The sequence below is a fragment of the Virgibacillus profundi genome, from assembly GCF_002287375.1.
Taxonomy (GTDB): domain Bacteria; phylum Bacillota; class Bacilli; order Bacillales; family Amphibacillaceae; genus Virgibacillus_K; species Virgibacillus_K profundi.
In genome coordinates, this window is sequence record NZ_NPOA01000006.1 from 100,531 (window position 1) to 123,397 (window position 22,867).

A 22,867-nucleotide genomic window follows, 5' to 3' on the forward strand; every position below is an offset into this window, starting at 1 on the left:
AAACCATCCGAATCACCTTCCTATAAAACCTTTCCATAAAATGCTAGAATGGATGAATCAAACAAATGAGGTGCTTTTTAATGAAAAAAATGAAGTTGGGCAAAAGTAATTTGGAAGTATCCAATATTTCTTTGGGATGTATGCGGATGAGTGAACTATCGATAAAAGAAGCGGAAACAGTTATTCGTAATGCTATGGAACTTGGAATTGACTTTTTTGACCATGCGGATATTTATGGTGGTGGTCAATCGGAAGAAATATTTGCTGAAGGAATTGGAATGAACCCAGCTGTAAGAGAAAATATGTTTTTGCAGACGAAAGCTGGTATTCGCAAAGGGTATTTTGACTTTTCTAAAGAACATATTATAGAAGCGGTTGATGGGAGCCTTAAGCGGTTGAAAACGGATTATATTGATACTTTCTTGCTTCATCGTCCGGATGCACTGGTTGAACCGGAAGAGGTTGCCGAAGCTTTTACAATGTTGAAAGACAGTGGGAAAGTCCGTCATTTTGGAGTTAGCAATCATAATCCCATGCAAATTGAATTGCTTAAAAAATATGTAGAACAGGATTTGATTGTGGATCAATTACAGCTGAGTATTATGCATACAGGGATGATTGATGCAGGACTTCAGGTGAATACAAAACATGACAATTCCATCAACAGGGATGATAGTATTCTTGATTATAGCCGCTTAAATGATATGACTGTTCAGGCCTGGTCACCATTCCAATATGGATATTTTGAGGGAGCTTTTATAGATAATGATAAATTTCCCGAACTCAATACGAAACTGCAGGAAATTGCCTATCGAAAAGGAGTAAATAAATCTGCAATAGCTATTGCTTGGATTCTCCGTCACCCGGCAAAAATTCAGGCGGTAGTCGGAACAATGAACCGGGAACGCTTATCTGGTATTGCAAAGGCTTCAGCTATTGAATTGACAAGAGAAGAATGGTATGAAATTTATCTTGCTGCAGGGAATGAGCTGCCTTAAAAAGTGAGGCGACATTTAACTTTCCAAGACAAGTTGTTAGTGATATGATTATTAATTGTCTCTATCAGACAGAATAAGGTATGAAATTTTCGTTCTGCAGCAATACATAATTATGGTCTGTGGAAGAATGGTTTAATTTAGAAAGAAGGAATACAATGGGTAATGATCAAGTTCAGTCCCAAACAGGGGCGCAGGCATTTAATAAAGTTCCGCTTATTATTGTTCTGATTTCAGGTGCATTTGTCGCTATTTTAAATCAGACTCTTTTAGGGACTGCTCTGCCCCATATCATGCGGGATTTAAAGGTAGATGAAAATACGGTTCAATGGCTTCAGTCCATTTTTATGCTGGTTAATGGGATTATGATTCCAATTACCGCATTTTTTATTGAAAGATTTACAACAAGAGGTTTATTTCTTACAGCAATGAGTATTTTTGGCTTGGGTACATTAATTTGTGCCATAGCTCCGGATTTCGGCTTTTTGTTAGCGGGTAGAGTCCTGCAGGCAGCCGGCGCTGGAATCATCATGCCATTAATGCAAACACTGATGTTTCTTATATTTCCGATTGAAAAACGAGGGTCAGCCATGGGGATGTTCGGTTTGGTTATTGCCTTCGCGCCAGCTATAGGCCCAACGTTATCTGGTTGGCTTGTGGAGCATTTCCCATGGAGAAGTTTATTTTATGTCATCCTGCCAATCGTTATTATAGATATCGTGGTTGCTTATTTCATATTAAAAAATATTACCAAAAGGACATTTCCAAAGGTTGATACCCTATCAATTATCTTATCCACCTTAGGATTTGGTGGTTTGCTGTATGGATTCAGTACAGCCGGAAGCAGCGGTTGGGCAAGCATTCCAGTTGTTATATCTATGATCATTGGTTCGATTACATTGACCTGGTTTATCCTCAGACAGCTGAATTTGAAACAGCCAATTCTCGAGTTTAGGGTATTTAAATATTCTATTTTCACCTTAACTACTGCCCTCGGTATGACAGTATTTATGGCTTTGATTGGGACTGCGATTATCGTACCAATATTCATGCAGAATATGCTTGGTTTCTCTGCTGTGGAATCAGGGTTAGCATTAATGCCTGGTGCAATAATTATGGGTCTGATGAATCCTGTCACCGGAAGATTATTTGATAAATTTGGTGCCAGATGGCTTTCAATTATTGGGTTATCTATTTTAGTTGTAACAACATTTATGTTTGCTGTTTTTACAAAAGATACAACGTTTACGTATATTGCTGTCGTTAATGCTGTCAGAATGCTCGGTATTGCGATGGTGATGATGCCTGTCACAACAGCTGGTCTGAATCAGCTTCCAACTAATTTAATACCACATGGAACAGCGATGAATAATACGATGCGTCAGATGGCAGGTGCTGTTGGAACCGCACTGCTTGTAACGTTGATGACGAACAATGCTGTGCCAGGTGAAGGAATTGAAGGAGCAATTCATGGTGTGAATGTATCCTTCTTTGTAGCGGGTATATTTGCAGTTGTTGGACTTGTATTGTCCTTCTTTATTAAAAATTCCCGTCCTGGGCTTGGTGATATTCATTAATTTCTATATTAATTTAGGAGATCTTCAATCTATTGATTGGAGGTCTTTTTTTTAGGGAGATTTATTTTATAGAACTGATCGCTTCTTGTCACAGGTCAACCCTGTTTTAACATATGTTATCCAGGGTTTACCTTAACAAAGGAGGAAAAATTATGTATTCAAATTATCCTTATATGCATCATCCAAACAGATTTGTAAATTATCCTTATTGGCAGTATCCATATGCCGGGATATACAATAATAATTCAATGCTTCCTGATGTCACCGAGCGGCAGCAGGCTGTTAGGGGTCAGGCAACATGGACTGAGGGAGGACAGGTTACACAGTGTGGCATTCCCTGGTCAGATAATCAGTATATGACAGCAGCTGTTGGAACGAATTCTCCTTATCAATGTGGACAGACACTTAAAATAAGGAATCTGTCCATACCGGGTCAAAGAGAAGTGCTTGTAACGGTAGTTGATAAAGTTCCGGGATATCCGGCAAACAAAATTAACCTTCACCGAAGAGCATTTGAAGCACTGGGTACGAACCCAAATGTGGGGATTATAAATGTCACGATTACACCTTCACCGGAATTAGAAGAGGAGAAGTGGGGAAAATATTTGTTGGAAATTGCACAAACTGCTTATCCGGACTATAACGTTACAGAATATGAAAAAATTGGAGAAAATCAAATAGACCAAACTCAAACACGTGAAGTCTATGAATATTTATTAACCTCTTCCCAGGGGGATATTAGAGTAAGGGGAACCGTTATTTATGATACACAAACAGATCGGGTCATTTCTTTCGATCTACGGGAAGTGTGAATCATCGAAACGATACAGCTCATTCAATATCCTGAGCACTGTATCGTTTTTTATTTTTAAAAAACTGAAATTTACTTAATAAAAAAGGGTTTTCAGGAAAAGAATAGAAATTAAAACTTATGATAGATAATTTACGCAAACATATGGGAGGCAATAATGATGGCAATAATTGAAGACTTTATGAAACTGGATATTCGCATTGGTACTGTCCTGAATGCAGAACCTTTTCCTGAAGCAAAAAAACCCGCTATTAAGCTGGAAATAGATTTTGGTGAGGTGGGAGTTAAAAAATCTTCCGCTCAAATAACCAAAAGATATGATCCTGAACAATTAATCGGAAGACAGGTGGCTGCCGTTATAAACTTCCCGCCAATGCGTGTGGCAGGCTTTAAATCTGAAGTGCTGGTAATAGGCGGAGTGGAGGAAGAAGGAGATGTTGTGCTTCTAAAGCCGGATGAACCTGTTGAAAATGGTACACCTGTGTCGTGAAGTATTAATAGAAAAACATTTTTAAAAGGTATAACCCTTCATCAGTAACAAGAGCATGACAATCACAAAATGTGGTCATGCTCTTTTATCTTTTTAAAATTGCCGGGAGTCCATATTAGCTGTTTTGCTGTGGATTTTAACTCGAAATTAGCCCATATTCAAAAACAATATGATAGAATTATTATATTGCAGTGAATTTTTAAATAAATCATGAAACAGCATGAAGGAGATGAACCCTATGGGTCTTTTTGAAGAATTAGAGAAAGCTTTGTCACCTGAGCGTGTAACCAATAACGAAACAATTCTGGAATTACATAGTAAAGATGAATCCTATCATACGCCACATTTACCAGATGTCGTAGTATTTCCTGAAAACACGGAAGAAGTAAGCGAGATTATGAAACTGGCAAATAAATACGAAACAGTAGTTGTTCCATTTGGGCTTGGATCAAGTCTTGAAGGAAATATGATCCCGTATGATCAGGGAATTATGATTGACTTTTCCATGATGAATAAAATACTTGAGGTAAAGCCTGAGGATTTCCTTGTTAAAGTACAGCCTGGTGTGACACGGACACAGTTGGATAAAGCACTGAAAAAACATGGCTTATTTTTCTCGGTAGATCCAGGTGCAGATGCGACACTTGGGGGTATGGCTGCGACAAATGCAAGTGGTACGACTTCCGTGAAGTATGGAATTATGCGAGATAATGTTCGTGATTTAGAGGTTGTGCTTGCAGATGGTACAGTTTTTCATACAGGAAGCTTAGCTGCAAAATCTTCATCCGGATATCATCTAAATGGTATTTTTGTTGGGTCTGAAGGGACGTTGGGATGTTTTACAGAGTTGACATTAAAAGTGTTTGGCATACCTGAACATACAATGGCAGGAAGAGCAGCTTTTAGTTCGGTTGAAGATGCTGTTGATGCGGTTATTGGTATACTCCAGGCAGGCATTCCTGTTGCACGGGTTGAGCTTGTTGATGAACAGTCAATGAAACAGATCAATTGGTTTAGCGAAACAACTTACGCGGAAGTGCCAACATTATTCTTGGAATTTCACGGAAATGAAGCAGGGCTGGAGCAGGATGTTGATTTCACACGTGAAATTGTAAGTGATTTTAACTGTAAAGAACTTTCTTTTGAGACAGATACTGCCGCACGAAATCGCCTGTGGGATGCACGGCACAATGCAGCATATGCATATATTCATGGTAATCCCGGGAAAAGGCAAATGGTAACAGATGTCTGTCTTCCGATTTCTGAATTGGCCGGAGCCATAAAAGACGCAAGAGAAGCAATTGAGAATTCCGGGCTTGTCGGCGGAATCGTCGGACATGTTGGTGATGGCAATTATCATATATTATTAATGATTGATGTAAATAATCCATCAGATATTGAAAAAGCCAATCAAGTAAATGAGCGGATCGTTGGTTATGCGCTCACCAGAGGTGGTACATGTACGGGTGAGCACGGTGTTGGTGTCGGGAAAAAGAAATATCAGGAACAGGAACACGGACCCGCGCTTGATGTTATGCGAAAGATAAAAGCTGCCCTGGATCCTGCTGGTAAGCTTAATCCCGGAAAAGTTGTTGATCTGGATTAAATGAGGAGAGAAAATGAATGAAAAATTACACGAATCCAACCATTGCTGCCATTCAAGCAGCTCCTGAGCTTTTCAATCTGGAAAAAAGCCTTGAGAAAGCAGCAACGCTTACAAAAGAGGCTGCTGCTAAAGGAGCTGACATCGTTGTCTTTCCGGAATCCTATTTGCCCGCATATCCAAGGGGGATGAATTTTGGAGCGATTATAGGGAGTCGCACAGATGCCGGGCGGAGTGACTTTATCCGCTTTGTGGAAAACTCTGTTGTGGTTCCTTCAGAGGAAACGGAGTATCTTGGAGAAATAGCAAGAAATAATAATGTATATCTCATCATGGGTATAACGGAGCGTGATAGTAAGTGGAGTGACACAACACTGTATTGTACTGTGTTGTTCTTTAGCCCGGACGGTAAGTTGCTCGGAAAGCATCGCAAGCTTAAGCCTACTGGATCGGAACGCCTTATCTGGGGTGAAGGTGATGGAAGTACAATGCCTGTTTTTGATACCCCTTTTGGAAAAATTGGTGCACTCATCTGCTGGGAAAATTACATGCCACTCGCTCGTGCAGCTATGTATTCCAAAGGAGTGCAGATTTACCTTGCCCCCACCGCAGATATGCGTGAATCCTGGCAATCAACACTGCGCCATATTGCCATGGAAGGACGTTGTTTTGTCGCTGGGGTCAATCAGTATGTAACAAAATCCATGTATCCTGAAGATTTGGCCTGCTATGCTGAACTGGAAAATGCACCAGATGAAATGTCTAAAGGCGGAAGTGCTATTGTTGATCCTCTGGGCAACTATCTCGTGGAACCTTCCTGGGGACGTGAAGAAATCCTGATTACAACATTTGATTTAGACAAAATTACTGCTGCAAAATTCGACTTTGATCCAGTAGGACACTATGCACGTAATGATATCTTTCAATTACAGGTTAATGAAGAAAAGCAAGAACCCAGGAAAAATTTTAACTGAAAATCCGCTTCAGCCAACAACATGGGGGTAAGAAATGAAAGAAATCATTATCATATTGGCAGAAATAGTTAATACAATCCATGATATATTGATCGACATGTTTGGCCTGCACCTGACTGACAAGCAGCTTCATTTTTGGGTGATAGGGATCATCGGGATTGTAACCTTTTTCTTTGTTTATATTTTCTTTAAAATAATCGAAATGATGAAATGGAATATTACCATTCTGGCATTTATTTACACATTTACAGTCATGGTAGTTTTAGTTTTTGCGATTGAGCTGCAACAGGCAATTACAAATCGGGGAAACATGGAATTTGCAGATGCTGTTATGGGATTATGGGGGTTTCTGGTGTTCTTCCTGGTCTATGCCGTTGTCGCTTTCGTAATTTACATGATTGTTAAATCCTTTAAAAAGAGAAAATAAACGACATGGAGGAGATTTACATGGATGTTTTTCAAGCAATTCAAGCACGTCGGGAAATTTAAAAGTACCAAGATAAGCCAATAGCTGCTGATATTTTAAAGAAGGTGGAGGATGCGGGATTTTTTGCACCGACAGGCAATAACCTGCCATCCAAAAATTTAATTGTTGTGCAAAATCGTGATAATTTGGATAAACTTGCTGAAACAACACCTTATATGAAATGGCTGAAAGAAGCACCTGCAGCTATTGTTATTAGTGGGATACCTGAAGCCAGCAAGTATTGGCTTCAAGACAGTTCCATTGCAGCAGCGTTTGTCTGGCTGAAAGCGGTGAAAGTCGGATTAGGGTCAGCATTTGGTGCAGTTTATCATTGATACTCCTTATGGGTCATGAAAATTATAAAAAATCCAGATGGTAATGAACTGGGGTTTGTTCAGGAATAGGGAGCTTTTCTCTAATAAGGGATAGTGCTTATATCGCGTATATACAAAGTGCCATCCATATTGCTGAATAACATATTGTGAAACTGATATAGATTTGAAATAATTGTTATTAAGTTAAATAAACTTGAGTTTTATAAGGCGCAGGACTTAGCTTAAAATACTTCTCAGGTTCATTACTATGAATTCATTCGTACGGTAAGATGGAATTAATTATAAAGAAAGAAGACCATAGCGCTCGTATTGCGTATAATAGCAATATTGCGGAACATATCGTTATTCAAAAGTAGTCAAGGGGGAGGTGTTCTAAGTATGTTTAAAAGGGTTTTTATGGTTTTTTTAACTTTAATAATAGCTGTTGTTGCGGTTTTACTGGCTGCGAAACATCCAACAGGTCCTAACACTGTTTCATACGATGAACCAGTCGGTTTATGGATATCTCTTGGAATGATAATAGTACTTTTTTTGCCACCTTTGATTTTATCGCTATTTAACAACCGTATTGTGAAAATTATATCTGTTGTGTATCAAGCGTTTGTAGTGATTTCATTTTTAGTTCTTATACCAATTGGATTTCTTTTTCCTGATAATGTTGGAGTCAGCTTGATTGCAATTTTAGGAGCTTTAATCAGTATAGGTAGTGTTGTTGTAACCTTAAAAAATGATTCGATTAAAGAAGTCAAAGTTTGATTTTAAATACTGTAAACGTGCGCATTAACTGAACATCATAAAATGATCAAACATTACTATTGAAAATAAAATCAAAACTACTGAAGAAGAATCCATTTCAAACAATCTTCTTTTAAAATGAATTCTTCTAATTTATCGTAATATATGGATTTGTGAGGTGTTTTTTAAATAAACTTTATTCGCTGCAGTAGTAATATTGTTCGCTGAAAATATATAGATCTATAAAATTTTTAACTCTTATAATGAAATCATGAGATAAATAAGAATGATAAAACAAATAACTTCAACCGACTCTAATGCGGCTAGTCTGATTAACTCCCGTGTTAACGGTTTTTTATTACCATCTTCTGCTTCACGCCATAGGAAATCATCTGTAAAGATCATCATCATCTCTCGATATCCAACAATTATTCCCCAAACCAATGTGAAGGTACCAATGAGCAATGCTGCAAGCCAGGTGTTTCCATATGCCGTATCCCATAAAATATCCCACGTGCGAATGGGACCAAGTATTGTGCCAAGTAAAATTCCTGTAACGATAACAAAGAATCCGGCCAATGTAAGAAAATGATGAGCCCATTTCATAAGGGAGGTAAGAAGTTTCCGTTGAATAGTAAGTGACAGACTCATTGATGCAGGATAAACACCCCAGCCAATAAACATAATTCCCCCTGCCCAAACGATGGCAAGAAGTATATGAATTAAAAGAATAATTTCCCGCATTATACTCACCCCTCGTCCCTTATGTATAGTGTAATACGTTTTTTGCTATCAAAATGTGATAATTATCACGTTTATAATTATGAATGCTACAGAATTGTGAACAAAAATGATTAGCGATGTTATGATAGCGACAGAGAATAGATTAAAAAAGGATGGGAGATTTATAGATGCTTAAAGCAATTATTTTTGATTTGGATGACACCCTGCTCTGGGATAAAAAGAGCGTTGCAGAGGCTTTTAAATCCACTTGTGAACTTGCCGGGACAAAGTATGACATTAATCCAGCAGAATTAGAAGAGAGAGTAAGAGAAAATGCAAGGACGTTGTACGCTTCCTATGATACATATGAATTCACACAGATGATTGGAATCAACCCATTTGAAGGACTGTGGGGGAACTTTTTAGACGAGGGTGATTCTTTTCAGAGATTAAAGGAAATTGTACCTGGCTATCGAAAAGAGGCGTGGACAAAGGGATTAAAGGATTTGGGGATTGATGATCTCGAATTTGGATCGGTACTTGCGAAAGACTTTCCAGTGAAGCGTAAGGAAAAAGCATTTGTATATGAGGATTCGTTTAGCGTTTTGGATCAGCTAAAAGGGAAATATCAATTGCTGCTACTTACCAACGGATCACCAAGTCTTCAGCAAACAAAGCTTGAACTCACACCTGAATTCAATTCCTATTTTGATCACATCGTAATCTCGGGTGCGTTCGGAAAAGGAAAACCGGAACCGGCTATTTTTGCACATGCGTTGGAACTTCTTTCTGTCAAAAAAGAAGAGGCGTTAATGATTGGAGATAACTTAAATACAGACATTCTTGGAGCAGTACGGTCCGGGATAGACTCGGTTTGGGTGAATCGCCATCAAATGGAGAAAGGCGATGCGACTCCAACATATGAGATTACAGGTTTGAGTGAGCTTTTGCCGCTGATTCGGAAGGTTGACCAGCAATAAATAGGGTAAGTTAATAAGGGACTCGGTTATAAGGGAAGAATAGCACAAGGAATCTGTATTACGTCAATAGGTTTACAAGAACTAAGTAGATTAGGTATATTATATGTTAATATCAAAATATAATGAAATAGGGAAAAGGTGATTAAAAATGGATGAAAGATACCCAATTGGCAAATTACAAGTACCTGAAAAAGTAACACTTGAAAATATTCAAGAATGGTTAAAGCAAACCGAAACTTACACGATTCGATTAAGAGAAACTGTCGACTCATTAAGTGATGAGGAATTAAGCAAAACTTACCGTGATGGTAGTTGGACAGTTCGCGGGCTTGTTCATCATATTGCTGACTCTCAGTTGAACATGTATCAACGTTTGAAGCTGGCTTTAACAGATGAGAATCCAACAGTGCCAGCTTTTGATCAAGACGAATGGGCTATTCAACCGGATACAAAGCTTCCTGTGGAAAGTTCTATAAAAATGCTGGAAGGCATCAATGAGCGCATCGTATCTTTGGGGCATAGTTTAACTGAAGCGCAATTGACCCGAGCTTTTACTCACGAGAAAAACGGTAAAATAACGGTTGCAACAAAGGTTGCAAAATTAGCTTGGCATGAAGAGCATCACTTGGCCCATATAAAAATCGCATTATCAAAATAGCATACTATTTTAGGAATTGGCTTATCAAATCACTGGTAAGCCAATTTTTAAATGGGGAAAGGAAACAGAAGTTCTTCAAGTAAAGCACCATTAGCAAAACAATGAGAGTCCATGTGATGGTCTCTTTATAGCTATTAAAGAACCAGAGCAGTTAAACTATAAACATGGATTATTATGGGAGTAATACTGAAAATGTATATATGGGGTGAACTGAAATGATTATACTTATCACAATAATTTTAATAGTTTTTTTATTCGATTTTACGAGAATTAGGAATCAAAATGATAAGCTGATAGAACAAAATGAAAAGGTAATATCTTTATTAGAAGAAATTAAAAACAAGTAATAGAAATGACTCAACTAAAGCGTTCGGTCTGATTAACTCTCATCAATTGGGTCATTTCAGAATAAAATTATAAGTAGCAGGAATGATCTTGTTTAATAAGTGAAGGAAGATTCTATCATGGGGTTTGTCATGGCAATTGCACCTGTTGTCATAGGGAGGAATTGTAGTATTTGTAATCGAAAGGCTTAAACATAATTATACCTAGGAAACTTAGGTGAGAAAAAACGCAAGGTGCTCAAGATTTATTAGATAGTTGAATGCCTCAATATGAATGACTTATTTGATGTAATCATTACTGGTGATGACGTTGATAGACCAAAACCCCATCCAGACAAGAATTAAGGGCTTAGAGAAATAAAATCTCTAAGCCCTTTTAATGTGAATTTGTACGTGAACAGAGCAATTCTTAGAAAACTTGGCATTCGCTTTAGGTTGGGTGAATGCCTTAGTTCAACGAAAAATACTTTTCGTCTGCGATGCAAAAACTTCGAAGGATTACTTATGCAGTAATAATCAATTAAAAGAAGGGGAGCAAGCACCTTCGACAAACCAACTTGTGAATTTTTACAAAATCAACCATGCCACCGTTTCAAAAGGAATAAATCAGTTAGTTGATGAAGGAATTCTTTATAAAAAGCGAGGGATTGGTATGATTGTCGCAGAAGAAGCGAAGGAAAAACTGATCGGACAGCGAAAAGAGGCATTTATTGAGGATTATGTTGTGAGGCTTGTGCATGAAGCTGAAAAACTGGAAATTACAGAAGCTGAAATTATTCAATTTATAAAAGAGTGAAAGGTCGTGACTTGTAATGAATGTTAAAGTCGAAAATTTAGGGCTGCATTATGGTAGGGATGAAGCATTAAAAAATATTACATTTGAACTAACGGAAAAGAAAATATATGGGCTACTCGGAAGAAATGGCGCAGGAAAAACATCCTTTCTTTCTATTCTTGCATCCTTTAGAGAAGCAACATCTGGGTCAATTACGATGGATGGGGAAGTACCGTTTGAAAATGCGAATATCATGCAGCAAGTATTATTTTTGTATAACAAAGATTATAAAGATGAATCAGATAATGTAAAATCACTTCTTGAAGATGTACAAAGATATCGACCAAATTTTGATATAGACTATGCGGAGCATTTGATAAAGCGATTTAAACTGGATAAGAAGAAACCGCTCAAAAAGTTTTCAAAAGGAATGCAATCCGCATTTAATGTGGCGGTTGGTTTAGCAACGAGAGCTGAGATAACCATATTTGATGAAGTATATCTTGGAATGGATGCACCTTCAAGGGATATTTTTTACAAGGAACTCTTGCAGGATCAAGCAGACCATCCTCGGGTCTTCATTCTTTCCACCCATCTTGTTTCCGAAATGGATTATTTATTTGATGAAGTTATTTTATTACACAAAGGAGAAATTTTACTTCATGAGGATGTTGATTCCTTTACTACAAAAGGGGCAAAAGTAACGGGAAGTAAGGATTTAGTGGATGAATTTGTAGGGTCCAAGAAGCAATTAAATACAGAACAACTTGGAGATACAAAAGCAATTTTCATTTATGGTGAGTTTAGTCAAGAGGAGCGAAAAGCTGCATCGCATGCTGGGCTCGAAATATCAAACCTTTCATTACAGGATTTATTTATCCATTTAACAGGGGAGGAAGAGGAATATGAAACAAAATAATCATTTCCCTAAAGTTGCTTTAGACATGTATATGATGCAATTGGCTTGGACATTGGGGTTCTTTGGTATCATGTTAATCATTCATTTTTGGAGAATAGGAAGGCTGACATTTTTCCAGGGAGATGAAGTTGATACCTTTTATAATTCAGTATTTACTACGGCAAATATTTTCATGCTTGTAATAGGCATTATCTGTATTCACTTTCTTCCGCATTATGTAGAAAATGGTGTGACAAGAAAGGATTATTTTAAAGGTGCACTTCTTGCATCGATTGGGTTATCTATTTCTCTTCCCGTATTGGCATTCATTATTTCTTCAATAATCAAGGCGATAGTGAATATAAATTATCGGGAAGCGGACATTAATTCCGTCATTCAGGAAATAGATGGTGATATTGGTGATATCATTGGTGACATAGTCCAGGCAATTATATTATCACCACATGTTGATCTCAGTAGTAACTGGCTACTAGCCCTAGGAGTTTTTAGTCTAAACTTATTTATGTATTATTTACTTGGTTGGTTAATCAGTGCAAGCTTTTACAAATATGATTTTATAATTGGTATAGTTTCCATTGTTGCTTCTATCCTTATTTTAATGTTTGGAGACACCATGATAAGAATAGCCTTGGATTTGCCTATATTTGATAGGTTTTCTGCATTAGCATCTCTCCCAACGAGTATTACTTTATTCGTTATATTGCTAGTCATTCTTCTTCCTGTTTGGATTATTCGTCAGCTAACGAAGCGGGTTACGATCAAAATGTAAGTGTACTGGGAAGGGCAGGGGGCAGATTCCAATTGGGATGTGGCTCCTTGTCTTTTAATAGTTAGGTCGGTGTTATGCAAAATATAAAGAGGATTTTCTAATAAGCTAAACTGAATTATTCAAGCCGTTTAAATAAAAAGGTTTTTATTAGAGGTGAATGATGAATAGAAACATTACTGTTGCTGAAAAGCTTTTTGTTACCGGATTAGGACTAATTTTATTGTTTATGTTATTTCATGACTGGTTACCTTTGGGGAATTTAAATGATATTCATGGAATTCAAGAAGTAAATACATTAAAGGAGTTAATTGTAAACACTATAATCAATGTCGTTTCTATCTTAGTAGTGACCGTAATTGCACTTCTTTTTATTGGAAAAAGATACCCAATTTGGGCAAAGGTTTGGCTAATCATTCATCTTGGTAGTATTTTTTATGGGGCTCTCTCAGCCTGGTGGATTCCTTATCTTTTTGGGGCAGTAAATGAGAGAATAGAAAGATATAGTATGATGTTTGGTGAAACCCATACTTTTTTACCAGTGATGAATGGGATTGTACTAAATACGATACATGTACTGTTTCACCTAATCCTTTTAATTACTTGGATTCTATCAATCTATATTAGTTTTAAGTTCAGAAACATGTATAGGGAAGCTGTGAAATAGTATGCTTAAACGGATATAAATCTTGAACAAGTAATTACACTCTTGTTCAATTAAGCAGCATGGTAGCTGAAGAATAAGGGGGGATTATAATGGATATAACACAACAAAACAGCAACGCTTGGGACAAGAAGGTTGAAGAGGGTTCTAGATACACCCAAACTGTAAGTAGCGAAATAATTAAAAAAAGTAAATCAGGTGAATGGGAAATTACAGTCACTACTGAAAAAACAGTTCCAAGGAATTGGTTTCCACCATCTTTAGAGGGTTTAAAAATCCTCTGTTTAGCATCTGGTGGAGGGCAACAAGGGCCAGTTTTAGCTGCTGCCGGAGCAGATGTAACGGTTACTGATATTTCAAAAAAACAATTGGAACAAGATGAAAAGGTTGCCAAACGGGATGGATTAACTTTAAAAACAGTGCAAGGAGATATGTCAGACCTTAGCGATTTTGAAAATGAATATTTTGATATTGTCGTTAATCCTGTTTCTAATTTATTTGTGGAAGATGTTCGTCCTGTATGGAATGAAGTTTCAAGAGTATTAAAGAATAGAGGTATTTTAATTGCTGGATTTACGAATCCTCTGCTATGGATTTTTGATGATAATCAAGAAAGAAAAGGCATTCTTGATGTGAAACATTCCATCCCTTCATCCACATTGGACTATCTGCCTGGGGATGAAGTTCAAGACTATATCAATTCAAGTCAAACAATAGAATATGCACATACTTTGGAAGACCAAATTCAAGGACAAATAGATGCTGGCTTTGTTATTTTAGGTTTTTATGAGGATGATTTTGGTGGAACAAGAATACTAGACAATCATATTAAGATTTTTATTGCAACAAGAGCTATAAAGTTAGAGGTCGATTAAGAACTACTTGTGAAAGGTAGGGTACTAGATAAGGCTCTTTAAAAAGCATGACACGCCTAGTGACGCCCCTAAATCTAGTAAACCCATTTCGTTAGGAGTGATTACGAATGAATATTGAACATGACAACATATACCCGGACTGCCTAAGTATAACTAGAACGGTCGAGGTGGGCGGTCTTACAAAGTCGCAGCTTATCCAGATATTGCAACAGCACTTTATTTTAATGAACGAGTATGGAGAGAGACTATTTGCAGATGATAATTTCACTACATCTGCTAAGGCATACAGAATGGAGACTGTTGAGCTCACCGTCCGCAATCTGGGCTTGACTAAGGGGGCTACTACAGCTCAACTATTTAATAAAGCGAGCCAACTTGGTTTGGGATTGTGTCCACTTGAGCTGGCCCCTTATCTAAGACTGGAGTACCTAGATCAGCCTGAAGGTAATTCGGGAAAGTCCTCCCAGCTACATCAAGCTCCGTATGGCTCCATCACAATAGCTTCAGAGCCACTAACCGAAGACGAAAATTTTCCGAAAGGCTTTTATCTCAGACGAATCAATGGTGTTCTATGGTTACGTGGATACATTGCTGATGACCAACACGTTTGGGAGCCTGATGATCATTTTATCTTTTGTCACCAAAAAAAGACTTTGAATAAGTGAGCTTTATAAACCGATGTAATAATGCAGACTTTGCGACGCGGTAATATCCATAATCATAATTGGAAGGAGTATTTATGAGACTAAATATGCTACTTGGAACTTTGCTTGGTTTTTGGAAAGGTGAGTTTGACTGGATTTGGTGGATTACGATGCTTATGGGTGGGACAACAGGTCATCTAATAATTGCATTTCTTGAGCGGAAGTTAAAAAATAAGCAGAAATAAATAAACGGGTTTGTTTGCCGCCTGTTAGTGTGACATAAAAGATGGAGCCAGCCCCGCATTTTCATTTAGCAAAGAGCAAATGCAATTTGCAATAGATATTGGAACAGATTTCGATATTGATCAATACGTTTTTCCTTTTGAAGAAGAATGAAATAGGGTAAGAAAACTAGCCCTATAATAAGAAAGCTATTTAAATCAGACTCTAAGTGAAGTAAAGTTTCAGCCCCTGGTCTGAAGAGTTTGGGTTTAAATAATAATATAATTTAACCATCGTTAACAATTTATTATGAGGGTGGTTTATTATAAAAAAGAAAAATGCATTAAAAAGTCCATTGATCAGTTTTGTTGTCTTAACTTATGTAATATTTTTTGTGTTTTTTATGATAATCGGTATAAGTATAGTTATAGGTGCACCAGAGAGGGTAACAAGCATTCTGCAAATCATTGCTGCATGGTCATCAACCTTTGCATTTATTATTTTATTTAAAAAGATTTATCCGGCAATAAGGCTAAAGGATTTTGTGAAAAAGCAATTTGCTCCAAGAATTAGTTTTTCTGTTCTTAGCACTGTAGTGATTATTCAAATTATAATTGTCGCTGTTACGATATTGCTGTTATCAGATACAAACGATACTCAAAATTCAGCAATATTATTTACAAGTCCTGGGCTATTGTTGATAGCATTTTTAGATAGTTTAGTAAGGGGACCCTTAGGTGAAGAGTTAGGATGGAGAGGATATGCATTAAATGAACTTCAAAAAAAGTACTCTCCTTTGAGGTCAGCCCTAATAGTAGGTGTTCTGTGGGGGCTTTGGCACATCCCGCTGTGGTTTGCAACGGGTTATACCGGTGTGAGTTTAATCAAGTACATTTTGCTTTTTATGATTGGTATTTTATCATTTTCGATTATTGTGACGTTGTTCTACAACCTAAATAAGAACTTAGTGATACCAATTGTCATTCACCAATTATTTAATTATTCTCTTGTGGTGATTAAAGGAGATTTATTAGATATTATAGTATATGTTATGCTTTCTTATTTTGTTGTCGCATTAATATTAATTGTTATAAATCCAAAGGAAATACTGTACAAAAAAAGCATATGGAAATGATGTTACTGGATTACGTATTCTTAGAACTTAATCTACATCGAGTTTCATTAAGGGTATTTTCATTAAATGAAAAGGCCATACATCTAAATTCAAAATTAGGCTTTAAACAAGAAGGGGCTATAAGACAAAGCTTATACCGAAATGGGGAGTGGCACGATATAATACACATGGGGATTTTAAAGGAAGAGTATCTCTAGGAACAACTCCTTTACATTACCCCTTGGTAAGTGCAGTGGCACCAGTGGTAAATCTTATGGAAACCGTTGGTAAAAAACATGACAGAAGTGGTACATTTTAATGCTCCTATTCAGTGCTCTATGGAGGTTGAACAGATGAAAAGAACAGGCTCTGTATTATTTGTTTTGCTACTTCTAATTTTAGCCGCTTGTGGGAATTCAGATCCTGAAATTTCTCAGGAACAAGCCGAATCAATTGTTATAGAACGCCACTCTGGGGACATAGGTGAAATTGAAATAATATCAGTTAATCACAAATGGGGTAAATATATAGTTGAGTGGGGAAACGAAGAAAACTGTGAGAGTGGTACGGAGCATATTGATGACCAAAGCGGTGAGGTAATAAAGGGTGAAGTATCAATTTGTTAAAGAGAAAAATGTATAAAAGATTCTATAACTAAAGAGCTACGATCATTCAAAAGAATAGCCTCCTGTGCTAATGTGGTAGAATGGCCATACAATAATTTAGGTGAAAATAGGAGAGGCAAATGTTGAAGAAGAAAACTAAAAAGAAATGGTTATATTTTTTAATTGGAATAGCTTTGTTAATTTACTTTTTTTACTTTCAAAACAATTCAATTGTAACAAGTGAATATAACATTCGTTCAGACAAGCTTCCTCCAAATTTTAATGGATATAAAATTGTTCAACTATCTGACCTACATAATAAATCTTTCGGGAATAATCAAAGCGACCTTGTTAAAAAAGTGAAAAAGACAGAACCGGATTCTATTGTATTCACAGGTGATTTAATAGATTCGGAAAGATATGATGAGAAGCCGAGTCTAATTTTGATGGAAAAATTGGTTCAAATTGCTCCAGTTTATTATGTGACAGGAAATCACGAATGGCGGTCTGGGAAATTCAGTTCATTAGAGGGAAAACTGGAAAATATAGGTATCCAGGTGTTGAGAAACACAGCAGAAGAAATCACCCTTGGAACTGACAAAATTCAAATTATAGGTATTGATGACCCAGCAGTAGATGAATCTTCCGCAGAAAAAGCTGCAACGGAAGAAAATATTAAGAATTCAATTGAAGGAATCGAGAGAGGAGATAATTTTCATATTTTATTATCACACAGACCAGAAATGTTTTCTCTTTATAGTGAATATGGATTTGATGTAATTTTCTCAGGCCATGCACATGGTGGGCAATTTAGAATTCCCTTCGTGGGTGGTTTGATTGCTCCAGACCAGGGATTGTTTCCAAAGTATACATCAGGGAAACACAAGTCAGCTAACAGTACAATGATTGTGAATAGGGGACTTGGAAATAGTATTATTCCGTTAAGGATTTTCAATCGTCCAGAAATTATTGTAGTGACATTGAAGACTGATAAATAATCAATGTAACCTGTAAATTTTATCTTGGGAGTAATGAAATGTTTTAGCTGTTAATTGCAAAATAATGCTGCTCAGAAATTGTATATAAAAGCTGGTTTTCAAGATACAGACAAGATAAAAAATTATCAATTGGTGAACAGTTCATAGTGAATTTATTGCTGTAAAATACATACATATTATTAAACTAACGTGCGATTGTCCAATAAGGCAGTCGCTTTTTGTGTTAAATCAGCTAGTTGCTGAACAAGCACTTTTAATAAAAATTTAATCTCGTCTTCCTTGAACATCAGCATTTCCGAGCTTTGTCATGCAAACTATTAAATTAGGATGCAAAAATTGTTATAGTATATTATCTTCACTTGAAGGACTGATTGGGAGTGTGGACAGAGAATTCGGAATAATTATATAAATGATTTAAATATATGGTAAAATGAATTTAGATTATAAATGTGTAAAAATATGTACTCTTACGGGGCAGTGTTTTGAAGGGTTATGAAATATCTAAGTTTCAAAGTGAGGAGGGAGAACTATATTGATTAATACTATTACATGTACGGCTCTTGAAAAATCGTTCGAGGGTGACGGTACAAAAACGGTTGCGTTGGAAAATGCTAATTTAATATTTGAAAAGGGAGAATTCACGGCTATTATAGGACCGTCGGGGTCGGGGAAATCAACATTGCTAAGTTTACTCGGAACATTGGACAAACCAAGTAAAGGAACAATAACCTATGATGATATGGAAATTTTAAATAAACGTAAGAATCAAATTGCAGACTTTCGCTTCCAGGAGATAGGCTTCATCTTCCAGCAATTTCATCTACTTCCTACTTTAACAGCATTAGAAAATGTTCTTACACCATTGTTTTCGAGAAAAGTTCCATATAATAAATTGGAACAAGCTAAAGAGGTCCTGGAACAAGTTGGGCTTCAGGATAAAATGAATTCACTCCCATCCCAATTATCTGGTGGACAGCAACAGCGGGTTGCTATAGCTCGAGCGATTGTACATAAACCAAGCTGGCTACTAGCGGATGAGCCAACGGGTAACCTTGATACAGAAACAGGAGAACGGATTTATGATCTGCTTAAAGAACTAAACAAACAAGAAGGATGTGGCGTTTTATTTGTGACCCATGATCCAACACTTGCTGCAAAAGCAAGTCGCATCATTACAATGCAAGATGGTGTTATACGCTCGGATGAAGTAGGTGTAACACTGTGATTCGTTTCATTTGGCAGAACTGGTGGAGGCGGAAGGAAAGGTTTCTTCTGCTCATTGTTGGTGCCTTTATTGTTAGTGCTGGTTTAACATATTTAATAGGATTATCTGAGACCAATAAAGGAACCGTTGTTGATAATTTACAACAAAGATGGTCTGCATCTTATGACATTGTTGTTCGCCCAGACGGAACTCGTAGTTTTACAGAAGAGAAGAAACTATTAGAGCCTAATTACTTAAGTGGCTTAAGTGGAGGAATTAGCCTTGAACAATATGAAGCTATAAAGGATATACCTGGTATAGAAGTTGCCGCACCTATTGCGATGATTGGTTATGCTGATTATGAGGTTAATTTTGGTTATGCGGACTTGCCTGAGGATGGTATTTACAGAAGGATAATGGAGACCACTGTTGACAACGGAATAGACAAGGAAACAGATGCTTATAATTATTATTTTGTAAGTGATGTCTGGGATAACATGAACATGGGTACTGAATATGGAGTAGGCAGTCCACACCCGGATTTAACTGTTCACTCTTATGCACTGTTAGCTGGAATTGATCCAGAACAAGAGGCGAAACTAGTCGGTTTGGATGAAGCTATCATTCCTCTAGGGACAAGTAGGTATTTTAATGAATCAGATGGCTATTACTTTAATGGAATTAACGGAGGACATCATGAATTTCCAATCATCGTAAATCAACAAACGTTTGTTGATAAAGTAGAAAGTATTACATTTGAACGTTTAAATATACCTATTAACCAAGAGAATGTATATGAGGTAATGGAAACCGTAAAGGAAAAAGGTGGAGGAGAGTATTTAGATTCTATAGAAGGTGAAGTTGTCGAGACATTTACCTATACGGGTGAAGAAGCTTTTCGTGAATTTATAAATGAAAAGACGGGTGTTGACTGGGAAACTGGGGAAGCTCTACCGATTGATAATGATAAATCGGAGGGGGAATCAAAGGAGATTGTTGGGAATTCTGGTGAGGATAATGTGACTGGGATGGTTTATAAACCAAGTCCACTCGAGTATCAGGAAATTGCAAGTCCTTATGAAGATAGATGGCCATACACGTACCAGGTTATATCCTTTCAAAATGGAGAAGATACAGTAGCATTGTATAGAAATCAAGAGTCTTACCGTGAACCAGTTTTAATCGAGGAAGAATTTATTAATTTTCCTCGAATTAACCCAAGCTGGATAGGTTTCTATGACGCTAGTGAACTTGCAATTTCAAAGGATCCAACTACTGAATTGCCAATGGAAACATATCGCCCGGCGACTGCCGAGTTTGTCATGGATGCGGAAGGAAATCCAGTGAACCCACCTAAACAATTGAAGCCCATTGGAGATCCAAATAACTTTTTAACAGAACCACCAGGAATGCTTACAACAATTGAAGCAGCAGAAAAAATATTAGGTGATAAGCCGATCTCAGCGATTCGAATTAAAGTTGCAGGGGTTACAGATTTAAGTGATGAAAGCCAAGCAATATTAGAACAAGTTGCCAGTGAGATTGAAAATAAGACAGGGCTTATTACTGATATCACACTAGGGTCCTCACCACAATTAGCATTAACATACGTTTCAGGATTAAATGGTGATAATGATATCGGCTGGTTACAACAGCCTTGGGTGAATATTGGATCATCCATTTCTATTTTTAAAGAAACAAAAATCGGATTCTCTGGCGTTGTAGCTAGTGTTATAGCAATAGCAATTGTCTATGTCTGGGCTTCTGGAATTGTTAACTTGCTAGCCAGAAGAAAGGAATTTGCTGTATTGCTCTCAATAGGATGGCGGCCAAGTCAGTTAAGTCGTTTATTATTCCTGGAATCCAGCATAATTGGTATTTTTGTGGCGTTCATTTCCTGGATAATGCTTGGCTTTGTGTATGTATCGAGTGATGCAACGATATCCTTTGATCGCTTTTTATGGACTGGTTTATTTGGGCTTATTGTTTATATTTTAGGTTCGGTAATCCCAATCATTTTAATCCGAAATATCTCTCCTTATGAAGCAATGCGTACTGGAGAAATATCGGGTACAAGTAAGCGGATGTTCCAGGCTAAAGGAATTAATCGGATGGCTTTTAATCATTTTATAGGAAAGTGGAAAAGAAGTTTTCTGTCGGTTATTTCGATTGCCTTGCCAACCTCACTATTGGCAGTGTTTTTATACATTACATTCCGATTAAGAGGAATTATGTACACCTCATTACTTGGAGAATATGTAGCATTGGAAATAGGACCTCAACATTATGTCGCGATTATCATATCCTTAATTATTGCTATTTTGACTACAGCGGAAATTATGTGGCAGAATGTATCGGAACGAAGAGAAGAAATTTCTTTACTCCAGGCAATAGGATGGAAAAGATGGAGTATTCGTAGATTAATCTTGGCAGAAGGGATTTTTAGTGGCTTAGTTGCTGCAGTTATTGGTCTTACAATTGCCTTTTTGATGATGTGGGGATTATATGGTGCTTTCCCCAAGGAAGAAATTGGCTTTATTGTAGCAACAGGATTGATTCCGGTAGTGATTGGGTTAATCGGAACAATTTTCCCTGCAGAAAGAGCGGTTCGAATAATACCAAATCAGGGTATAGGTGGAAATATTTCGAATCGAAAAGCTGTGGAAAGGCGTTTAAAATGGATCGTGATTTCAACATCTGTATTATTAGTAGGTACGTTTCTGTTTACGATGGTAAAGGTTGCTCCTAATATTGAAAGTGCTAATCCAGAGCTTGAGGTAGAGCAAGCCTTTAGTCCGACAGAAGGTAGTGTGGAGGAAGATACAAATGTTAACAATACTGATCAGAACACTAATAATAATGTGACTGGGACTACTCACGAAACTACGGATGAATACGAATTAGAGTTTAGATCAGATGAGACTAGTAAAAATACAAGTTGGTCCGGAATGCTCTTTTATGAGGCTAAAGAAATAGAGAGTAGTTTACCTCCTTCTGAATCGGGGATGCAAAATATAGGAATTGAATTTACGTTTGAAATACTGGATTCAATGACATATGGAATACGGCCAAAGCAGCATTTTACACTCCTTGTTGGAGAGGAAACCTATTACCCGGTCGAAGTAGAAGTGCTTGAAGCGCAAGGCTGGAGGGATGAGCGCTGGTTAGAGGGACATCGAGATGGAATGATGCATGCTGTGTTGGAATTTACTGTTCCAGACAACACTGATAGTTATGGCTTGTTGTTGAAAAGCGAAAATGGATCTGTTGGAAGAGGGATAATGGTATGGTTTGAATAAATGTAAAAATGGTGCACTGGCTAATGACCAGACACCATTTTCTGCATTATAATCCCGTAACCAACCCGAGTAGCAGGACAACACCTCTCCT

Annotated in this window: 25 protein-coding genes and 1 pseudogene; 25 read left to right on the forward strand and 1 reads right to left on the reverse strand. The window is 37.2% G+C overall.

The window, feature by feature from the left end; translation table 11 throughout:
• The first annotated feature begins 80 nt into the window (after window positions 1-80).
• The 9 genes from CIL05_RS10010 (at window position 81) to CIL05_RS10050 (ending at window position 8,007) form a co-directional block, all read left to right on the forward strand.
• Window positions 81-998 (forward strand): aldo/keto reductase, encoded by a 918-nt coding sequence (locus CIL05_RS10010; RefSeq protein ID WP_095655395.1) that lies wholly within the window; start codon window positions 81-83, stop codon window positions 996-998.
• Between the two features lie 155 nt (window positions 999-1,153).
• Window positions 1,154-2,572 (forward strand): MDR family MFS transporter, encoded by a 1,419-nt coding sequence (locus CIL05_RS10015; protein ID WP_095655396.1) that lies wholly within the window; start codon window positions 1,154-1,156, stop codon window positions 2,570-2,572.
• A gap of 152 nt (window positions 2,573-2,724) precedes the next feature.
• Window positions 2,725-3,384, forward strand: coding sequence for a DUF3889 domain-containing protein (locus CIL05_RS10020; protein ID WP_107505452.1), 660 nt, complete (start codon window positions 2,725-2,727; stop codon window positions 3,382-3,384).
• A gap of 159 nt (window positions 3,385-3,543) precedes the next feature.
• Window positions 3,544-3,873 (forward strand): chaperone CsaA, encoded by a 330-nt coding sequence (gene csaA, locus CIL05_RS10025; RefSeq protein WP_095655397.1) that lies wholly within the window; start codon window positions 3,544-3,546, stop codon window positions 3,871-3,873.
• Window positions 3,874-4,111: 238 nt separating this feature from the next.
• Entirely contained in the window at window positions 4,112-5,479 is a 1,368-nt protein-coding gene (locus CIL05_RS10030; protein WP_123056249.1) for an FAD-binding oxidoreductase, read from the forward strand.
• 17 nt (window positions 5,480-5,496) lie between these two features.
• A complete protein-coding gene (locus tag CIL05_RS10035; RefSeq protein WP_095655399.1) occupies window positions 5,497-6,450 on the forward strand; it encodes a carbon-nitrogen hydrolase family protein in 954 nt (317 codons plus the stop codon).
• Between the two features lie 34 nt (window positions 6,451-6,484).
• On the forward strand, window positions 6,485-6,877 hold the full coding sequence (locus tag CIL05_RS10040) for a hypothetical protein (RefSeq protein ID WP_095655400.1): 393 nt from the start codon (window positions 6,485-6,487) through the stop codon (window positions 6,875-6,877).
• A 104-nt stretch (window positions 6,878-6,981) separates the two neighbouring features.
• Entirely contained in the window at window positions 6,982-7,251 is a 270-nt protein-coding gene (locus CIL05_RS10045; protein ID WP_095655401.1) for a nitroreductase family protein, read from the forward strand.
• A 378-nt stretch (window positions 7,252-7,629) separates the two neighbouring features.
• Window positions 7,630-8,007, forward strand: a complete 378-nt coding sequence (locus CIL05_RS10050; RefSeq protein WP_095655402.1) for a YdeH family membrane protein — start codon at window positions 7,630-7,632, stop codon at window positions 8,005-8,007.
• Between the two features lie 237 nt (window positions 8,008-8,244).
• Here the strand turns inward: CIL05_RS10050 and CIL05_RS10055 are convergent, their stop codons facing one another.
• Window positions 8,245-8,730: a hypothetical protein gene (locus CIL05_RS10055; protein ID WP_095655403.1), complete on the reverse strand. Its 486-nt coding sequence runs from the start codon at window positions 8,728-8,730 to the stop codon at window positions 8,245-8,247.
• A gap of 167 nt (window positions 8,731-8,897) precedes the next feature.
• On the opposite strand from CIL05_RS10055, the gene CIL05_RS10060 reads away from it, so the two are divergent.
• From CIL05_RS10060 to CIL05_RS10130, 16 genes and pseudogenes are all read left to right on the forward strand, one after another.
• The gene (locus CIL05_RS10060) at window positions 8,898-9,689 is read left to right on the forward strand and encodes an HAD family hydrolase (protein WP_095655404.1); all 792 of its coding nucleotides are present in this window, start codon (window positions 8,898-8,900) and stop codon (window positions 9,687-9,689) included.
• A 148-nt stretch (window positions 9,690-9,837) separates the two neighbouring features.
• Window positions 9,838-10,347: a YfiT family bacillithiol transferase gene (locus CIL05_RS10065; protein ID WP_095655405.1), complete on the forward strand. Its 510-nt coding sequence runs from the start codon at window positions 9,838-9,840 to the stop codon at window positions 10,345-10,347.
• Between the two features lie 614 nt (window positions 10,348-10,961).
• The gene (locus CIL05_RS10070) at window positions 10,962-11,036 is read left to right on the forward strand and encodes a hypothetical protein (RefSeq protein WP_240510166.1); all 75 of its coding nucleotides are present in this window, start codon (window positions 10,962-10,964) and stop codon (window positions 11,034-11,036) included.
• A gap of 118 nt (window positions 11,037-11,154) precedes the next feature.
• Complete coding sequence (locus CIL05_RS10075; protein ID WP_240510167.1) at window positions 11,155-11,487, forward strand: GntR family transcriptional regulator; 333 nt, start codon at window positions 11,155-11,157, stop codon at window positions 11,485-11,487.
• Window positions 11,488-11,503: 16 nt separating this feature from the next.
• Window positions 11,504-12,385 carry an ATP-binding cassette domain-containing protein gene (locus CIL05_RS10080; protein ID WP_095655407.1) on the forward strand — a complete coding sequence of 294 codons (882 nt, stop codon included), beginning with the start codon at window positions 11,504-11,506 and terminating at the stop codon, window positions 12,383-12,385.
• A complete protein-coding gene (locus CIL05_RS10085) occupies window positions 12,372-13,154 on the forward strand; it encodes a hypothetical protein (RefSeq protein ID WP_095655408.1) in 783 nt (260 codons plus the stop codon). Before CIL05_RS10080 ends, CIL05_RS10085 begins: the two co-directional genes overlap by 14 nt.
• A 160-nt stretch (window positions 13,155-13,314) precedes the next feature.
• Window positions 13,315-13,818: a hypothetical protein gene (locus tag CIL05_RS10090; protein ID WP_095655409.1), complete on the forward strand. Its 504-nt coding sequence runs from the start codon at window positions 13,315-13,317 to the stop codon at window positions 13,816-13,818.
• Between the two features lie 89 nt (window positions 13,819-13,907).
• The gene (locus tag CIL05_RS10095) at window positions 13,908-14,690 is read left to right on the forward strand and encodes a class I SAM-dependent methyltransferase (protein ID WP_095655410.1); all 783 of its coding nucleotides are present in this window, start codon (window positions 13,908-13,910) and stop codon (window positions 14,688-14,690) included.
• Between the two features lie 107 nt (window positions 14,691-14,797).
• Window positions 14,798-15,355 (forward strand): helicase, encoded by a 558-nt coding sequence (locus tag CIL05_RS10100; protein WP_095655411.1) that lies wholly within the window; start codon window positions 14,798-14,800, stop codon window positions 15,353-15,355.
• Between the two features lie 74 nt (window positions 15,356-15,429).
• Window positions 15,430-15,579 (forward strand): hypothetical protein, encoded by a 150-nt coding sequence (locus CIL05_RS22205; RefSeq protein WP_165769097.1) that lies wholly within the window; start codon window positions 15,430-15,432, stop codon window positions 15,577-15,579.
• 380 nt (window positions 15,580-15,959) lie between these two features.
• On the forward strand, window positions 15,960-16,691 hold the full coding sequence (locus CIL05_RS10105; RefSeq protein WP_123056250.1) for a CPBP family intramembrane glutamic endopeptidase: 732 nt from the start codon (window positions 15,960-15,962) through the stop codon (window positions 16,689-16,691).
• A pseudogene (locus CIL05_RS10110) lies at window positions 16,691-16,888 on the forward strand (GNAT family N-acetyltransferase); the annotation flags it as partial. The gene CIL05_RS10105 and the pseudogene CIL05_RS10110, both read left to right, overlap by 1 nt.
• Before the next feature lie 135 nt (window positions 16,889-17,023).
• Window positions 17,024-17,296 (forward strand): hypothetical protein, encoded by a 273-nt coding sequence (locus CIL05_RS10115; protein WP_095655414.1) that lies wholly within the window; start codon window positions 17,024-17,026, stop codon window positions 17,294-17,296.
• A 122-nt stretch (window positions 17,297-17,418) separates the two neighbouring features.
• Window positions 17,419-18,273 (forward strand): metallophosphoesterase, encoded by an 855-nt coding sequence (locus CIL05_RS10120; protein WP_095655415.1) that lies wholly within the window; start codon window positions 17,419-17,421, stop codon window positions 18,271-18,273.
• 532 nt (window positions 18,274-18,805) lie between these two features.
• Window positions 18,806-19,498: an ABC transporter ATP-binding protein gene (locus CIL05_RS10125; protein ID WP_095655416.1), complete on the forward strand. Its 693-nt coding sequence runs from the start codon at window positions 18,806-18,808 to the stop codon at window positions 19,496-19,498.
• Window positions 19,495-22,776 (forward strand): ABC transporter permease, encoded by a 3,282-nt coding sequence (locus CIL05_RS10130; protein WP_095655417.1) that lies wholly within the window; start codon window positions 19,495-19,497, stop codon window positions 22,774-22,776. The genes CIL05_RS10125 and CIL05_RS10130 overlap by 4 nt, the downstream gene beginning before the upstream one ends.
• The last annotated feature ends 91 nt before the right edge of the window (window positions 22,777-22,867 follow it).

Coding starts and splice junctions, on each gene's coding strand:
- CIL05_RS10010 (WP_095655395.1), top strand. CDS start 81: ATGAAAAAAATGAAGTTGGGCAAAAGTAATTTGGAAGTATCCAATATT.
- CIL05_RS10015 (WP_095655396.1), top strand. CDS start 1,154: ATGGGTAATGATCAAGTTCAGTCCCAAACAGGGGCGCAGGCATTTAAT.
- CIL05_RS10020 (WP_107505452.1), top strand. CDS start 2,725: ATGTATTCAAATTATCCTTATATGCATCATCCAAACAGATTTGTAAAT.
- csaA (WP_095655397.1), top strand. CDS start 3,544: ATGGCAATAATTGAAGACTTTATGAAACTGGATATTCGCATTGGTACT.
- CIL05_RS10030 (WP_123056249.1), top strand. CDS start 4,112: ATGGGTCTTTTTGAAGAATTAGAGAAAGCTTTGTCACCTGAGCGTGTA.
- CIL05_RS10035 (WP_095655399.1), top strand. CDS start 5,497: ATGAAAAATTACACGAATCCAACCATTGCTGCCATTCAAGCAGCTCCT.
- CIL05_RS10040 (WP_095655400.1), top strand. CDS start 6,485: ATGAAAGAAATCATTATCATATTGGCAGAAATAGTTAATACAATCCAT.
- CIL05_RS10050 (WP_095655402.1), top strand. CDS start 7,630: ATGTTTAAAAGGGTTTTTATGGTTTTTTTAACTTTAATAATAGCTGTT.
- CIL05_RS10055 (WP_095655403.1), bottom strand. CDS start 8,730: ATGCGGGAAATTATTCTTTTAATTCATATACTTCTTGCCATCGTTTGG.
- CIL05_RS10060 (WP_095655404.1), top strand. CDS start 8,898: ATGCTTAAAGCAATTATTTTTGATTTGGATGACACCCTGCTCTGGGAT.
- CIL05_RS10065 (WP_095655405.1), top strand. CDS start 9,838: ATGGATGAAAGATACCCAATTGGCAAATTACAAGTACCTGAAAAAGTA.
- CIL05_RS10080 (WP_095655407.1), top strand. CDS start 11,504: ATGAATGTTAAAGTCGAAAATTTAGGGCTGCATTATGGTAGGGATGAA.
- CIL05_RS10085 (WP_095655408.1), top strand. CDS start 12,372: ATGAAACAAAATAATCATTTCCCTAAAGTTGCTTTAGACATGTATATG.
- CIL05_RS10090 (WP_095655409.1), top strand. CDS start 13,315: ATGAATAGAAACATTACTGTTGCTGAAAAGCTTTTTGTTACCGGATTA.
- CIL05_RS10095 (WP_095655410.1), top strand. CDS start 13,908: ATGGATATAACACAACAAAACAGCAACGCTTGGGACAAGAAGGTTGAA.
- CIL05_RS10100 (WP_095655411.1), top strand. CDS start 14,798: ATGAATATTGAACATGACAACATATACCCGGACTGCCTAAGTATAACT.
- CIL05_RS22205 (WP_165769097.1), top strand. CDS start 15,430: ATGAGACTAAATATGCTACTTGGAACTTTGCTTGGTTTTTGGAAAGGT.
- CIL05_RS10105 (WP_123056250.1), top strand. CDS start 15,960: ATGATAATCGGTATAAGTATAGTTATAGGTGCACCAGAGAGGGTAACA.
- CIL05_RS10115 (WP_095655414.1), top strand. CDS start 17,024: ATGAAAAGAACAGGCTCTGTATTATTTGTTTTGCTACTTCTAATTTTA.